At 50.0% G+C, this 15547-nt stretch carries 17 protein-coding genes; 16 read left to right on the forward strand and 1 reads right to left on the reverse strand.

Features of this window, described 5'->3' with window-relative positions:
* Positions 1-8: 8 nt before the first annotated feature.
* The 15 genes from lgt (at position 9) to trxB (ending at position 14698) form a co-directional block, all read left to right on the forward strand.
* Positions 9-845, forward strand: a complete 837-nt coding sequence (lgt, locus tag LCM10_RS10280) for a prolipoprotein diacylglyceryl transferase (RefSeq protein ID WP_224876162.1) — start codon at positions 9-11, stop codon at positions 843-845.
* Positions 846-960: 115 nt separating this feature from the next.
* Complete coding sequence (locus LCM10_RS10285; RefSeq protein ID WP_224876163.1) at positions 961-1926, forward strand: nucleoside recognition domain-containing protein; 966 nt, start codon at positions 961-963, stop codon at positions 1924-1926.
* Complete coding sequence (ppaX, locus tag LCM10_RS10290; RefSeq protein WP_224876165.1) at positions 1898-2548, forward strand: pyrophosphatase PpaX; 651 nt, start codon at positions 1898-1900, stop codon at positions 2546-2548. Before LCM10_RS10285 ends, ppaX begins: the two co-directional genes overlap by 29 nt.
* Positions 2545-3084 carry an acyltransferase gene (locus LCM10_RS10295; RefSeq protein ID WP_224876167.1) on the forward strand — a complete coding sequence of 180 codons (540 nt, stop codon included), beginning with the start codon at positions 2545-2547 and terminating at the stop codon, positions 3082-3084. The genes ppaX and LCM10_RS10295 overlap by 4 nt, the downstream gene beginning before the upstream one ends.
* 233 nt (positions 3085-3317) lie before the next feature.
* Positions 3318-4496: a MalY/PatB family protein gene (locus tag LCM10_RS10300; RefSeq protein WP_224876168.1), complete on the forward strand. Its 1179-nt coding sequence runs from the start codon at positions 3318-3320 to the stop codon at positions 4494-4496.
* Positions 4497-5017: 521 nt separating this feature from the next.
* On the forward strand, positions 5018-6211 hold the full coding sequence (locus LCM10_RS10305) for an ATP phosphoribosyltransferase regulatory subunit (protein WP_224876169.1): 1194 nt from the start codon (positions 5018-5020) through the stop codon (positions 6209-6211).
* On the forward strand, positions 6208-6834 hold the full coding sequence (gene hisG / locus LCM10_RS10310; protein ID WP_224876170.1) for an ATP phosphoribosyltransferase: 627 nt from the start codon (positions 6208-6210) through the stop codon (positions 6832-6834). Before LCM10_RS10305 ends, hisG begins: the two co-directional genes overlap by 4 nt.
* 33 nt (positions 6835-6867) lie before the next feature.
* The gene (gene hisD / locus LCM10_RS10315) at positions 6868-8142 is read left to right on the forward strand and encodes a histidinol dehydrogenase (RefSeq protein ID WP_224876171.1); all 1275 of its coding nucleotides are present in this window, start codon (positions 6868-6870) and stop codon (positions 8140-8142) included.
* A 62-nt stretch (positions 8143-8204) separates the two neighbouring features.
* The gene (gene hisB / locus LCM10_RS10320) at positions 8205-8792 is read left to right on the forward strand and encodes an imidazoleglycerol-phosphate dehydratase HisB (protein WP_224876172.1); all 588 of its coding nucleotides are present in this window, start codon (positions 8205-8207) and stop codon (positions 8790-8792) included.
* A gap of 3 nt (positions 8793-8795) precedes the next feature.
* Positions 8796-9434, forward strand: a complete 639-nt coding sequence (hisH, locus tag LCM10_RS10325; protein ID WP_224876173.1) for an imidazole glycerol phosphate synthase subunit HisH — start codon at positions 8796-8798, stop codon at positions 9432-9434.
* Complete coding sequence (hisA, locus tag LCM10_RS10330; RefSeq protein ID WP_224876175.1) at positions 9431-10171, forward strand: 1-(5-phosphoribosyl)-5-[(5-phosphoribosylamino)methylideneamino]imidazole-4-carboxamide isomerase; 741 nt, start codon at positions 9431-9433, stop codon at positions 10169-10171. The genes hisH and hisA overlap by 4 nt, the downstream gene beginning before the upstream one ends.
* The gene (gene hisF, locus LCM10_RS10335) at positions 10165-10923 is read left to right on the forward strand and encodes an imidazole glycerol phosphate synthase subunit HisF (protein WP_224876176.1); all 759 of its coding nucleotides are present in this window, start codon (positions 10165-10167) and stop codon (positions 10921-10923) included. The genes hisA and hisF overlap by 7 nt, the downstream gene beginning before the upstream one ends.
* Positions 10920-11558, forward strand: coding sequence for a bifunctional phosphoribosyl-AMP cyclohydrolase/phosphoribosyl-ATP diphosphatase HisIE (hisIE, locus tag LCM10_RS10340; RefSeq protein WP_224876177.1), 639 nt, complete (start codon positions 10920-10922; stop codon positions 11556-11558). The genes hisF and hisIE overlap by 4 nt, the downstream gene beginning before the upstream one ends.
* Before the next feature lie 568 nt (positions 11559-12126).
* On the forward strand, positions 12127-13635 hold the full coding sequence (locus LCM10_RS10345; protein WP_224876182.1) for a tetratricopeptide repeat protein: 1509 nt from the start codon (positions 12127-12129) through the stop codon (positions 13633-13635).
* 115 nt (positions 13636-13750) lie between these two features.
* Entirely contained in the window at positions 13751-14698 is a 948-nt protein-coding gene (gene trxB, locus LCM10_RS10350; protein WP_224876183.1) for a thioredoxin-disulfide reductase, read from the forward strand.
* Positions 14699-14736: 38 nt separating this feature from the next.
* Here the strand turns inward: trxB and LCM10_RS10355 are convergent, their stop codons facing one another.
* A complete protein-coding gene (locus LCM10_RS10355) occupies positions 14737-14883 on the reverse strand; it encodes a hypothetical protein (protein WP_224876184.1) in 147 nt (48 codons plus the stop codon).
* Between the two features lie 169 nt (positions 14884-15052).
* Between LCM10_RS10355 and LCM10_RS10360 the strand changes: the two genes are divergently transcribed.
* Positions 15053-15367, forward strand: coding sequence for a MerR family transcriptional regulator (locus tag LCM10_RS10360; protein WP_224876185.1), 315 nt, complete (start codon positions 15053-15055; stop codon positions 15365-15367).
* The last annotated feature ends 180 nt before the right edge of the window (positions 15368-15547 follow it).

Genomic DNA, 15547 nt, shown 5'->3' on the forward strand with positions numbered 1-15547 from the left:
GCGAAACAATGAACCAGTCGATCACACCCATCGATCCGATCGCATTCCAGCTTGGGCCGCTTCAGGTACACTGGTACGGCGTCATCATCGGAGTCGGAATTGCACTCGGATTGTATTTAGCGATATCGGAAAGCAAGCGTCTCGGGCTTCATCCTGATACGTTTGTCGATTTACTTGTATGGGCAATCCCGATCGCCATCCTATCGGCAAGGGCCTACTATGTCCTCTTTGAATGGGATTACTATTCCCAGAATCCAGGGGATATCATTAAAGTTTGGAACGGCGGGATCGCCATTCATGGAGCCTTGATCGGCTCCGTCATCACGGCGCTCGTTTTCGCAAAGAGGAAGGGGATTTCCTTCTGGAAGCTCGCCGATATCGCGGCGCCGAGCATCATCCTCGGCCAGGCGATCGGTCGCTGGGGGAATTTCATGAACCAGGAAGCGCACGGCGGGGAAGTGACCCGTGCATTTTTGGAAAACCTTCATCTTCCGCAATTCATCATTGACCAGATGTACATTAACGGTGCGTACTATCATCCGACATTCCTGTATGAATCACTGTGGAATATCGCCGGCTTCATCCTGCTGCTCGTTCTTCGCAGAAAAGTGAACTTGCGCCGTGGCGAACTATTCCTTACGTATGTCATCTGGTATTCGATCGGCCGCTTCTTCGTTGAAGGAATGAGGACGGACAGCCTGATGCTGACGGAATATTTACGGATGGCACAGGTCATTTCACTTGTCCTGATCGCAGTGGCTGCCGTGCTGATCGTCTTCAGAAGGAAATCGGGAATGGCAAAGCACGCTTATCATGATAAAAGCAATGAAGAAGTAAACATGTAAAGAGAAAAAGGCTGAAGAATCCGCGTGATTTTTGAAGTGAACAAGTGCCGGTTGGCCCGTTTGCGTTCAAGAAGGGAGCGGATTCTTCACTATTGGGAGAAGGGAAGAAGAGAACATGTGGATGCTATCGGTCAAAAAGGGCGGCATGTCCGGTCTTAAGACAACGTGGTCACTCGGGAAAGTCATCTTTCCCATCACATTGATTGTATTCGTATTGCAATACACACCTGTGCTACCTTGGGTGATGGAGAAAATAACGCCATTGATGAGGCTGCTCGGTTTGTCCGGTGACGCCGCCATCCCGCTTGTCCTCGGCAATTTCCTCAATTTATACGCAGGAATCGCCGGGATCCTATCGCTCGATTTGACGGTGAAAGAAGTGTTCATCATCGCAGTGATGCTGTCTTTTTCCCATAATCTATTGATTGAATCGACGGTCGCCTCCAAAGTCGGTGTGAAAATCTGGCTGATTGTCACGGTCCGGATCGGGTTGGCCCTCATTTCGGCGATCGTCATTAACCTCGTCTGGAAGGGCGGGTCCGAGGTGGCGCAATACGGCATGATGCCCCCTCAGCAGGCAGATCCAGAAGGATGGGGGGGAATCCTTCTGCTCGGGTTGGAGAAAGCAGGTTACGGAGTGCTGCAGCTGGCGCTGATCGTCATCCCGCTTATGGTGATCATCCAGATCATGAGAGATCTTGGATGGATGGAGGTCTTCACTCGCTGGATGGCGCCGTTTACAAAGGCTCTGGGCATGAATGCCAATACGTCGGCGACGATGGTGGCCGGTCTCGTCATTGGCCTTGCTTATGGAGCAGGTGTGATGATCCAGGCTGTCAAAGAAGATGGAGTGAGCAAGAAGGACGTCACCATCGCCTTTATCTTCCTCGTAGCCTGTCACGCGGTCGTTGAGGATACGCTCATCTTCGTCCCACTTGGAATCCCTGTCCTCCCGCTCTTGATCATCCGCCTTGTCACGGCCGTCGTATTGACGATGATCATCGCGTATAGTTGGAACAGAATCGATCGAAAAAAAGAAAGGAAGAAGCAATATGAGCAAAATTACAACAGTATTATTTGACCTGGACGGAACATTGATCAATACAAATGATCTGATTATTTCTTCCTTCCTCCACACACTGAACCATTACTATCCCGGTCAGTATGAGGAAAAAGATGTGCTCCGTTTCATGGGACCGCCACTTGAGGAATCGTTCGGGGAGTTGAACCCTGATAAAGTGGAAGAAATGTGTACCCACTACCGTGCATTCAACCATGAGCACCACGATGAACTCGTCACGGAATTCGAAGGGGTATACGAGACGGTGGAAGAACTCTATAAGAAGGGATACAAGCTTGCCATCGTGTCGACAAAGGTCCGCGATGTGGTCCTGAAAGGATTGGATTTGATGAAGCTCAGACCGTTCTTCGACGTTGTCATCACCCTCGATGAAGTCGAAAACGCAAAGCCCGATCCGGAACCAATCAATAAAGCGTTGGAAGCACTCGGCTCTGAACCTGGTGAAGCCATCATGGTAGGGGACAACCACCACGACATCCTTGCTGGGAAAAATGCGGGTGTCCTCGCAGCGGGTGTCGCGTGGAGTGCAAAAGGACGCGAGCATCTAGAGCAGTATGAACCGGACGTGATGCTTGAAACGATGCCAGACCTACTCAAGGTGGTGGGGGAACCGACTGCATGAGGAGAACGACACGCTACAGGGTGACAGGCGCCAATTCGCTTTGGCACGTGTATAAAACCGTGCCGTTCTGGAAAGTGGTTAAGAACTTCGTCGTCATCCAGACCGCACGGTACACGCCTTTCCTCGGGTTGAAGAACAGGCTGTACAAGACGTTCCTTGGGATGAAGATCGGCGAACAGACATCCTTCGCCCTCATGGTCATGCTCGATGTCATGTTTCCTGAAAAAATCTCTGTTGGCCGCAACACGGTCATCGGCTACAACACCACGATCCTCGCCCATGAATACCTGATCAAGGAATACCGGCTCGGTGAAGTGAAGATCGGGTCCGAGGTCATGATCGGCGCCAATACGACCATCCTGCCGGGTGTCGAGATCGGGGACGGAGCCATCGTATCAGCAGGCACCCTCGTCCACAAAGACGTTCCCCCGGGAGCATTTGTCGGAGGAAACCCGATGCGTATCATCTACAGTAAAGAACAGCTTGCCGAGCGCTGGCGGGAAGATGAAATATATGGCTTGAAAGCTGAAGAATAGGAAAGAAGACAAAAGTGGGGAAGATCTACTTTTGTCTTTTTTTATGAAAAGGTTTGGGTTGATTTAAAGGGGCTCACGGGTCATTCGTGGAAAGAAAAGTCTTGCACGGAATCAAAAGCGGCGTTAACGAAGGGTTTGAAGAAAAAATCCCCCAATATTATGCCATTTAAACTAGCGCCGATCTGGTATAAAGTAAGAATATAGACGATAGACAAACCTAGGGGGCAAGGGATATGAATTGGAATGATTGCATCGAGAGGAACAACACGCACTCTGTAAAATGGTCGTTTCCTGAAGAAGATGTCATACCGATGTGTATTGCGGATATGGATTTTCAGGTAGCACCGGCCATTGTAAAGGCACTGAATCAAAAGGCGCAGCATGGCATTTACGGATACACCACGTTCAGTGACCGATATTTTGATTCAATCGTTTCTTGGTGGGACAGGCGTTTTGGGGTGAGAATCGATAAAGACTGGATCTGTTTCAGCCCCGGGATCATACCGGGAATCAACGTACTCTTGTCCGTATTGACTGAGCCGGGGGACGGGGTCATCATCCAGGATCCCGTCTACTATCCGTTTTATAGCACGATCGAAAACAATGGATGCAGCGTGGTCACCAATTCTCTTCGCTACCATGATGGCACGTATTCGATCGACTTTGATGATCTGGAAGAGAAAGCACGCCGACCGGAAAATAAACTGCTCATTCTTTGCAGCCCTCATAACCCGGTGGGGAGGGTTTGGACCCGCGATGAACTGGAGAGGATCGGCGAGATTGCGGAGCGTCATGGCTTGTGGATCATTTCGGATGAAATGCATGGCGACTTAGTGTACGAAGGGCATGAGCACCTGCCGCTCTTTAAAGTCGACGAAAGCCTGCTGGAAAACAGCATCCTTTGTGCGGCACCGAGTAAAACGTTCAATATCGCAGGACTTCAAACCTCGATCCTCCTCATTCCCAACAAGGAACTACGAGAGAAGTATAATCAGAAACTGACAGGATTCGGACTCATGAGGCCGAACGTATTCGGGATCGAAGGGACCATCGCCGCCTACGAAGAAGGCGAGCCTTGGTTGAATGAACTGCTCATGGTACTCCAAGACAACAAGCAGTACGTCCTCAACTATCTCCATCAGCATCTGCCGGAACTGAAGGCCATCGTGCCGCAGGCGACCCATCTGATCTGGATCGACTGCAGTGAACTTGGGATGGAAGGCGAAGAACTTTGCACATTCTTCCTGAAAAAAGCCCGCGTCAAATTCGATGAAGGCTTCAAGTTCGGGGATGGCGGCCGCTCATTTGTCCGCATGAACATCGCCTGCCCGAAAGAACGGGTCGACCAGGCGCTCAGGAGAATGAACCATGCTGTCCTGGAGCATCGAAAGACTCGGCAATCGGCAACATGATGGATTGAACACCATAAATTCAGGGAAAAGACAGAAAAAGAGCGTGTAGGTTCTTTTTCTGTCTTTTTTTAATTGGAGAAAGGCGATGATTGGGGATATATCGCTGGGGAAGTGAGAGTGGGACAGGTCGTGGCCGCTTTGGGGATGTAGTGAAATGGTCATTGCACCTGTTTTGGGATAATTGAACCGGTCGAGCCAGAATTGCAACCTCCTAGGAGTAATCGCCCCGAACCCGTCAACCTCGCACCCGCTTTCATCTTATTGCACCAGATTCAACATTATCTTCTCCCCGCCACGCCATCCACCCGCAAATCAATCATCCCATCCCTAAAATAAGCAGCAACCATCCCGGAAAAATCCCCGCTTACCGGTTGACGAATACCGGAAGAAAAGCTAAACTAACTAATAACTTTATTTTATTAGCACATTAGCGAACTAAAGGATTTCGGAATAATCAACTAATAGTAATCCCTCTATCCTGGGGGAAAATAAATCAATATCCAATGTCAAAGGTGGTTCTTATGACGAAGCTATTCATGTTCGAGAAGCCGTTGGGAATGAGAGATACATTTCCTGATTTATATGAGATAAAAGATGGAACGAAAAAGAAAATGGAAGGTGCGATGAAGCGCTGGGGCTACAAATTCATCGAGACGCCAACGCTAGAATATTACGAAACGGTGGGGGACGCATCCGCGATCCTCGATCAGCAGCTGTTCAAACTGCTGGACCAGCAGGGACACACGCTTGTACTCCGTCCAGATATGACGGCTCCGATCGCACGCATTGCGGCATCGAAGCTACTGAAGGACCGGACGCCTCTAAGGCTTGCCTACTCAAACAGCGTGTTCCGTGCGCAACAGCGGGAAGGAGGGCGTCCGGCGGAATTCGAGCAGGTCGGCATTGAGTGCATCGGTGACGACTCCGTCAGTGCCGACGCAGAAGTGATTGCCCTCATGGTATCTGTACTAAAAGAAGCAGGCCTTGAGCATTTCAAAATTTCAATCGGGCATATCGGCTTCGTGCAGGAGCTTTTCACCCAGATTGTCGGTACGAAAGAACGGGCGGATACGCTACGAAGATTCCTCTACGAGAAAAATTACGTGGGATATCGCCAGCATGTGAATGAACTGACTTTATCATCAATCGATAAACAGCGATTGTTCAGCTTTTTGACATTGAGGGGATCAGACAATGTATTCGCTGAAGCCCACTCGCTCCTGGAAGGCGAACAAGGACTTGGGGCGCTTCAACAATTAAAGGAACTATGGAGCATCCTACAAGACTATGGGGTTGAACAATATATCAAATTCGATCTGAGCCTTGTCAGTCATATGAGTTACTACTCCGGCATCCTGTTCGAGGTGTATGGCGAAAACGTCGGATTTGCGATCGGGAATGGCGGACGCTACGACAAGCTTCTCGAGAAGTTCGGCAAAACGTCCGGGGCGACGGGATTCGGACTGCGCCTCGATTATGTCCTCGAAGCGATGAACATCGAATTATCTTCATCCGAGCAGGAGTGCGTGCTGTTCAGTGACGAACGACGGAAGGAAGCAATCACGCTCGCATCAGAACTCAGGGACGAAGGGAAGGAAGTGGTCCTTCAGAACTGGAAGGGTGTCGGGGACGTGGATGAATTTACAAAAGGGTTCACGAATGTTCACTTTGTCGTGGGACAGGACCGGAACGGAAATGGTGGTGAAAATCGATGAGCAGTTTGACGATTGCGATGCCTAAAGGCAGGATTTTTGAAGAAGCGGTTGAACTATTAAGAAAAGCGGACTATGATCTGCCTCCGGAATTCGATGATTCAAGAAAACTGATCATCGAAGTGCCGCAGGAGGATCTCAGGTTTATTTTAGCAAAGCCGATGGATGTGCCGACGTATGTTGAGCATGGCGTGGCAGACCTCGGGATTGCCGGAAAAGACGTGATGCTCGAAGAAGAGCGAGACGTTTATGAACTGCTGGACCTGAAGATCAGCGGCTGTTACCTGGCTGTTGCAGGACTTCCCGATACAAAGATGAATGACGTCGCTCCGAAGATCGCGACCAAATATCCGAACGTGGCCTCATCTTACTTCAGGGAGCAAGGGGAACAGGTGGAGATCATCAAGCTCAACGGATCAATCGAGCTTGCACCGCTGATCGGACTCGCTGACAGGATCGTCGATATCGTCTCCACTGGGCGGACGCTGAAGGAGAACGGTCTCGTTGAATACGAGACGATTGTGGATATCACATCGCGCTTGATCGTGAACCCGGTCAGTTACCGGATGAAGGATGAGAAAATCGAGGACCTTGTGGCAAGACTGACACGGATCATCGAAGGGTGAGGAACTTTTTTATAGAGAAGGCTGGTGGATGGAATGAAGATTATCAGAGAGGTCGAGGAGGCGTCGATTAAGCGCTCGGTCGACAGCGGAACCGAAGAGCAGCGGAAAGCCGTTCAGGAGATCATCGCAACTGTGCGTGAACGGGGGAACGCCGCCCTCACGATGTACACGGAGAAATTCGATGGGGTCCTCATCGATGAACTCAAGGTGACAGAAGAGGAAATCGCTGAAGCGTTTGAGGTGCTGGACACCGAAATGATCAATATCATCGCGGAGGCGGCAGACAATATCCGCACGTTTCATGAAAAGCAGAAGCAGTCCTCCTGGTTCACGACACAGCCGGACGGGACGATGCTCGGGCAGAAGCTGACACCGCTTGATTCGGTCGGTGTGTATGTACCGGGCGGGACGGCGGCTTATCCGTCTTCCGTATTGATGAACGTGATGCCTGCAAAAGTGGCAGGGGTCGGACGGATCACGATGGTTTCCCCTCCCGGAAAAGACGGCAAGCTCTCAGCAGGCGTACTCGTCGCTGCAAAGATCGCAGGGGTTGAAGAGATTTACAAGGTAGGCGGCGCCCAGGCGGTTGCAGCATTGGCGTATGGGACCGAAACGATCGCTCCCGTCGATAAAATCACCGGCCCCGGAAATATCTACGTGGCGCTAGCCAAACGCGAGGTGTTCGGCGATGTGGATATCGACATGATCGCAGGACCGAGTGAAATCGTCGTGTTGGCGGACGGAGAGCAGCACGCGGACGAAATCGCAGCCGACCTGTTGTCGCAGGCGGAGCACGATGCACGTGCATCAGCGGTCCTGGTGACTACATGCGAAGTGCTTGCCGGAAACGTGGCAGAGGAAGTGGAACGACAGCTGTCCACGCTGCCTCGTGAAAGCATCGCCCGAGAATCCATCAATGAGTACGGTGCCATCTATGTTGTCGAGGACCTCGACAAGGGCGTGGAGCTGGTCAATAGTCTCGCACCCGAGCATCTTGAGATTTTGACCGCGAATCCGTTCGAGACGATGGCGGGGATCCGCCATGCCGGTGCGATTTTCTTGGGGAGGTACAGCTCGGAGCCTGTCGGGGATTATTTCGCAGGCCCGAATCACGTACTGCCGACAAACGGGACGGCACGATTCTCGAGTCCATTGAACGTGGATGAATTCATGAAAAAATCAAGCATCATTTCCTACAGTGAAAAAGCACTGAAGGAAAATGGAGATAAAATAGCGGCATTTGCACGGCTTGAAGGACTAGAAGCCCATGCCCGAGCAGTTGAAATACGATTGAACAAGAAGGGTTGATGCTTTAGCGTGATAAACCGCTAAACGTACGTCCCTCGGTACTTTAAAGGAGTGAAGCAACGATGGAGAGAAGTGCGGAGATTGTGAGGAAGACGAATGAGACGGAGATTTCTTTGCGTTTTGGGATCGATGGTGAAGGGAATTCGGAGATCGAGACGGGTGTACCGTTCATGAGTCATATGCTGGACTTGTTCACGAAGCATGGACAGTTCGACTGCAAGATCGATGCGAATGGAGATACGGAGGTGGATGACCACCACACAACGGAGGATATCGGCATCTGCCTAGGGCAGGCGCTCGTCAAAGCACTTGGCGACAAAAAAGGCATCAAGCGCTACGGATCGGCGATGGTCCCGATGGATGAGGCGCTGGCAACGGTCGTGGTCGACTTGAGCAACCGCCCGCATCTTGAATTCAGGTCAGACCTTCCGAGCCAGAAGGTCGGGACGTTCGATACCGAGAATGTTCATGAATTTCTTTGGAAGCTGGCCCTCGAAGCGAGGATGAATCTTCACGTCATCGTCCACTACGGCCACAATACGCATCACATCATCGAAGCGATCTTCAAGGCACTCGGACGTGCCCTTGATGAAGCGACGACCATCGACCCTAGGGTCAAAGGAATCCCGTCCACAAAGGGGATGTTGTAAATCATGATCGGCATCGCAGATTACGGAATGGGGAATCTTTTCTCCGTCAGCAAGGCACTGGAACGCCTCGGCGTCCCTTATTTCATCAGTGACGACCGTGAACAGCTTCTTGAGGCGGACGGTCTGATCCTTCCTGGAGTCGGTGCATTCAAGGATGCGATGGATCTCTTGGAATCCACTCATCTGAAAACGACGATCCTCGACTTTGCGCAGGCTGGTAAGCCGCTTCTCGGCATTTGCCTCGGGATGCAGCTCCTTTTTGAAAAAAGTGAAGAAAACGGTGTGACTCCTGGGCTCGGCCTGCTTCCTGGCGAAGTCATCCGGATCCCGAAGCGTGACGACGAAGGAAACGAATATAAGGTCCCGCATATGGGCTGGAATCAGCTTGCATTCCAGAAGGAATCCGACCTTCTTGAGGGCCTGACAGAAGGCTACGTCTATTTCGTCCACTCTTATTATGTAAAAGGATCTGACGACGTGCTGACCGCGACTTCAGGATATGCTGGTGTCATCATCCCGGCAGTCGTCGGCAAGGGCAATGTTTACGGCATGCAATTCCACCCTGAAAAGAGTGGGGAGCTTGGCATGCAGCTACTGGAAAACTTCACAAAACGAGTGAAAGAATCGGAGGTAGTTTCATGAGTTTTACAATCTATCCCGCCATCGATATGCGCGGGGGAAAATGTGTACGATTGATCCAGGGAGACTATAATCAGGAGACGGTATACGGCGATTCTCCTTTTGATATGGCAAAAAAATTCGCGGATGAAGGGGCGGAATGGATCCACATGGTCGACCTCGACGGCGCGAAAGAGGGCTCAAGGATCAATGATGAATTCGTCCTTGCCGTTGCTGAAAAACTGGATAGCAAGGTGCAGATCGGTGGAGGCATCCGCACGGCGGACGATATCGAGCATTATTTGAACCGTGGTGTCGACCGCGTCATCATCGGCAGCATCGCCGTGTCGAATACGGAATTGGTGAAGGAATGGCTTCGCAAGTATGGCGGTGAGAAGATTGCCATCGGACTCGATGCGAAGGACGGCTATGTCGCCACTCACGGCTGGATTGAAACGTCTTCCCTGAAGGCGGTGGACCTTGGGAAGGAACTGGCCGATGCCGGAGCGGAAACGTTCATTTTCACCGATATCGCAACGGACGGGATGCTCTCCGGGCCGAATATCGAAGCGGTTGTCGAACTTGCCCGTGAAACAGGTAAAGAAGTGATCGCATCCGGTGGTGTGAGTTCACTTGAGGACCTGGCTCAGCTAAAAGAATATTGTGACAAGGGCGTATCCGGTGCGATTTGCGGGAAGTCCTTGTACACCGGGAAGTTCACGGTTGCAGAGGCGTTGAAAGAGGTGAAGGGATCATGCTGACGAAACGGATCATTCCCTGCCTTGATGTGAAGGACGGACGTGTCGTGAAAGGGGTGCAATTCGTTGAGCTGAGGGACGCCGGTGATCCGGTCGAGCTTGCGAAAATATATGACGAGCAGGGTGCGGACGAGTTGGTCTTTTTAGATATTTCGGCATCTCATGAAGGCCGGAAAACGATGGTCGAAGTCGTCCGCCATGTGGCGGCGGAGCTCGCCATCCCGTTCACCGTCGGTGGTGGCATCAATGCCGTCGAGGATATGAAGGCCATCCTGAGAGCTGGTGCCGACAAGGTTTCCTTGAACACGGCAGCAGTCCTGCGCCCGGAACTGGTGCGTGAAGGCGCTCAGTACTTCGGATCCCAATGCATCGTGGTGGCGATCGACGCAAAGTATGATGAAGAAAGCGGCGGCTGGAAGGTCTACACTCACGGCGGTCGCAAGCTTCGGGACCTCGATGCAGTCGAATGGGCGAAGACGGTCGAAGCGCTTGGAGCAGGGGAAATCCTCCTGACGTCCATGGACAGCGACGGCGAGAAGAAAGGCTTCAATGTGTCACTGACGAAAGCAGTGAGTGAGGCCGTCTCGATTCCGGTCATCGCGTCGGGCGGAGCCGGTAATGCGGAACATTTTAAAGAAGTATTTACGAATGGAAAAGCTGATGCCGCACTAGCCGCATCCATTTTCCACTATAAAGAAACGAGCGTTGAAGAAGTGAAGAACTACTTGAAAGATCAGGAGGTGCACGTACGATGACCAAATATGACTGGGTTGCAGATGTGAAATACGACGAGAAGGGGCTTGTCCCCGCGATTGTCCAGGATGCAGGCACAAAGGACGTGCTGACCCTGGCCTATATGAATGAAACATCCTTGGCGAAGACGCTTGAAACGGGTGAAACCTGGTTCTACTCACGCTCTCGTCAGGAACTCTGGCACAAAGGCGCGACAAGCGGGAACACGCAGACAGTGAAGAGCATCACCTGGGATTGCGATCGTGATGCGCTGCTCGTCCTCGTCGATAAAGAAGGGCCTGCCTGCCATAAGGGGGAGGAAAGCTGTTTCCACGAAACGGTTGCCGGCGAAAAGAGTGGATCCCTCGCTTCAGAGGAGAACATCCTGCTGACGCTAGAAGCACTGATCGCCGACCGCGAAAAGGAACGTCCGGAAGGCGCCTACACGACCTACCTGTTTGAAAAAGGAATCGACAAGATCCTGAAGAAGGTCGGGGAGGAAGCATCGGAAGTGATCATCGCCGCGAAGAATCGGGATGCAGAAGAGCTGAAATGGGAAGTGGCGGATCTGTTCTACCACGTATTGGTCCTGCTCCGAGAACAGGGATTGCCGCTTGAAGACGTACTCGGGGTCCTTGTTGAGAGGCATAATAAGTAATGAATGCATGTGGGACGGTCTCTTTGGAGGTCCGTCTCTTTTTATTTGCCCAATTTTAAATGAATTTGAGTTGATTTTAGAATGATTACGCCCTTATTTTCGATAATTCACCCTCTAAATGAAGTGATTACCGCCTTATGTTTGATAACTTTCCCCTCTGAATGGAGCGATTACCCCCTTCATTCCGATCATTACACCCTTCATCGAACTAATTCTACCCTTCATTCCGATCATTACACCCTTCATCGAATTAATTCCCCCCTTCATTCCGATCATTACGCCCTTCACCACAAAGATTCGTTGTCACCCAACCCAACCATCTCCAACAGTCACTCCTCCAGTAAAGCAGCAACCCCAGTCCCATCAAAATATGGTAGTTCAGTCAATCTTCGTTGTGTGTTATACTATCCTAGTTATAGGTTATTTACCGTGCAATTATTTTTATAGATAAATGAACTGCCTGTATGTGCTCTTTCCAACTCAACCATACACATGCTGCGAGTTAATCGTACAAAGATAGGTGAGGGAAAAGAGCCTGGATATACTATGAACGTTTCGGAGGACTTTGATGAGAAAAGGGTCAAAAGCAAGAAGCGAGCAGGCGAAGGTGCTGTCGTTCGTCCCGACTGGAGAGTATTATTTCAATAAAGGGATGAAGGCCTATCAGCGCCGGGAGCTTAAGCGAGCGTTAAAATATTTGAATAGGGCGTTCCAATTGGAACCTTTAGAGCCGATGATTGCGTGTCAGTTGTCGATTGTCTATACAGAAATGGGCGATTTCAAGCGTGCCAATGAGCTGCTGCATGACGTCCTTGGGAACCTCGATCCACGCATGACGGAATGTCATTACTTCTTGGCCAATAATTACGCACACCTGGGCTTGTTTAAAGAAGCGTATGAACATGTGAGCGTGTATTTGGATAAAGAGGAAGATGGGGAATTCCAAGAGGATGCCGAAGATTTGCTCGAGTTGCTCGAACTCGATTCGGACCTATCGGTGGAAGACTTGTATGAGCACGATGATCTGATCGTCCAGCAGGAGAAGGCGAAGGACTTATTGGAGTCGGGCCATTTCCAAAAAGCCGTGGACACGTTGAAGAAAGTGATAGAAGAATATCCTGAATTCTGGTCTGCTTACAACAATCTGGCCCTTGCTTATTTCTATTTAGGTGAAGTGGAGAAGGCATCGGCTACGCTGGAAGAAGTGCTTGAGAAGAATCCAGGAAATCTTCACGCTCTTTGTAACACGGCTGTGTTTTATTTTTATCAAAAGAGACAGGATGAGCTGGATCAGCTGATTGAAGGACTTGAGAAGGTCCGTCCGTTATTGCATGAGCACCGCTTCAAGCTTGGGGCGACGTTCGCGTTGGTCGGTCATTCAGACAAGGCTTATGAATGGCTGAAGTCACTGCAGAAGATCGGCTTTGAAGGGGATGCGAGCTATTATTACTGGCTGTCCCATTCTGCATACGAAACCGGCCACGAGCAGACTGCCCGCAACGCCTGGAAGAAGGTTGTCGAGCTCAATCCCGAAAAAGAGGGAAGCGAGCCTTGGAATGATAACAAGTCGGAAGGATTCGAAAATCATATCACCTCGATCCTGAAGAAATTGCAAAGTGAATACATGGAAGAGAAGCTGTTCGGTCTGTTCCTCACTTCCGTTTCGGAACATCAGCGGGCTGTGCTGACACATGCCGATTTCTGTGAAGTGGAGGAGCTTTCCATTGTGGAAAAGGTATATCTGGCACATGTACTGAACACCAACGGGAACGGTTCGATGAAAGTGAATCAGGAAATCAAGAACATGCATGAAGTCGCCCTTCATCTATATGATTGCCATCATCCGATCTCGAGCGTCGATTCCGGCTTGTTCTTGACGTGGTTCACCATTGCGTACCGCGGCCTGAAAGAGCGTGAATCATTCAAGAATACAAAAGCTTTTGCAGCGGCTGCGGACTTCGTGTGGAACCGCCTGCGGAATGACAAGGTGACAAAGAAGCAGATGTGCGATCGATACAATGTTTCGGCAAGCACGCTGACTAAATATATTGCCGTGGTGGAAAGCTATCTTCCATGAGCATATATTTGGACGATGAACCCTGTTTTTTATAGGATAATGATAGATAGTCAATACTATATGGGGAATACAATGAAACATGAGATAAACACGTTTCTGGAAGGAGAATATCACTATGTCAGAAGAAAAGATCTATGATGTGATCATCGCCGGTGCCGGTCCTGCCGGAATGACAGCGGCTGTATATACGTCCCGTGCAAGTCTTTCAACGCTGATGCTTGAAAGAGGTGTGCCGGGCGGCCAGATGGCCAACACTGAAGAAGTGGAAAACTATCCAGGCTTCGACCATATCCTTGGTCCGGATCTGTCCAATAAAATGTTCGATCATGCGAAGAAATTCGGTGCGGAATACGCATACGGAGACATCAAGGAAATCGTCGACGAAGGCGAATACAAGCTGATCAAAGCCGGATCGAAGGAATACAAAGCGCGTGCCGTGATCCTTTCAACGGGAGCCGAATATAAGAAAATCGGCGTACCTGGTGAGAAGGAACTGGGCGGACGCGGAGTATCCTACTGTGCCGTATGTGACGGAGCATTCTTCAAAGGAAAAGACCTTGTCGTCGTAGGCGGTGGGGATTCTGCGGTTGAAGAAGGTGTCTACTTGACACGCTTTGCCAACAAAGTGACGATCGTTCACCGCAGGGATGAACTTCGTGCACAGAAGATCCTTCAACAACGTGCCTTCGACAACGAAAAGGTTGATTTCATCTGGAACCACACAGTGAAAGAAATCAATGAAAAAGAAGGTAAAGTGGGAAGCGTCACGCTCGTTTCAACTGAAAATGGAGAAGAAACGGATTTCGCAGCCGACGGTGTCTTCATCTACATCGGGATGATCCCGTTAACGAAGCCATTTGCCAACCTTGGCATCACAAACGACATGGGCTACATCGTGACCAACGAACAAATGGAAACGAAAGTCCCTGGCATCTTCGCGGCTGGCGATGTGCGTGAGAAAGAACTTCGCCAAATCGTAACGGCAACAGGCGACGGAAGCATCGCTGCACAGGCAGCTCAGCATTATGTAGAAGAATTAAAAGAAAAAGTCAAGAACGGTTAATGAATAAAGCCTTGGGATCACGGATCCCAAGGCTTTTTCTATTTCCGCAAATACTTATCATACATCGCAATCAATTCAGTCAGCGTCCACTTTTCCACTTCCGGACCTTCCGCCACTCCGTTCTGCACGATCAGACGTATGAAATGCTCCCGCTGTTTCTGGACAGCTTCACGTAAAAACGGCATTGCCTTCACTCCTTTAGTCGATTTCCTTCATTTTAAATCCTTTTCCCTCCACTTACCGCAACCTTGTAAGCTTTCCTTCCAAGAAAAAGAATGTTTGTCAGACTTTCTTACATAAATCCCTAGAGCCCCCAAAAGCTATGTATAATGGAAGAAAGAGGAGGAGGGTAGTGTGGGACAGGAATCTTCCTATAAAGACAAAAAAGTGATCTCAATCGGAATAGTCAGCGAATTAACTGGCCTGACAGAAAGAAAAATCAGGTACTACGAAGAAAAGAAACTGATCTTCCCGGAACGGACCAACCGGGGATACCGCAAATATTCCTTTAACGACGTCGAGCGGTTAATGGAAATTGCGGACCATAGAGAAGAAGGCGTCACAACCAAGGAAATCAAGTATGAATTGACCAAAAAAGAGAGACAGGAAGCGAAGCAGAAAATGATCACGGGGCAGATCAATGCGCGCTTCGGGATTCAGAAGAATTGATAAATTATTAAAAGGCAAACTCCTTTGGTGAGTATGCCTTTTTTTGTGTTGGTTATATGTATTTGGGTCCGGTATATATAAGATGGAAAAGGAACTACCAAGGGGAAAGCCCCAGTGAGTATATAAGCTATTTAAGTAACCGTCGATTGGAGAAGACTAACCTTTTTGTTCTTTAAAAAG

This window comes from Rossellomorea aquimaris (assembly GCF_020171925.1).
Classification (GTDB): Bacteria; Bacillota; Bacilli; order Bacillales; family Bacillaceae_B; genus Rossellomorea; species Rossellomorea aquimaris_F.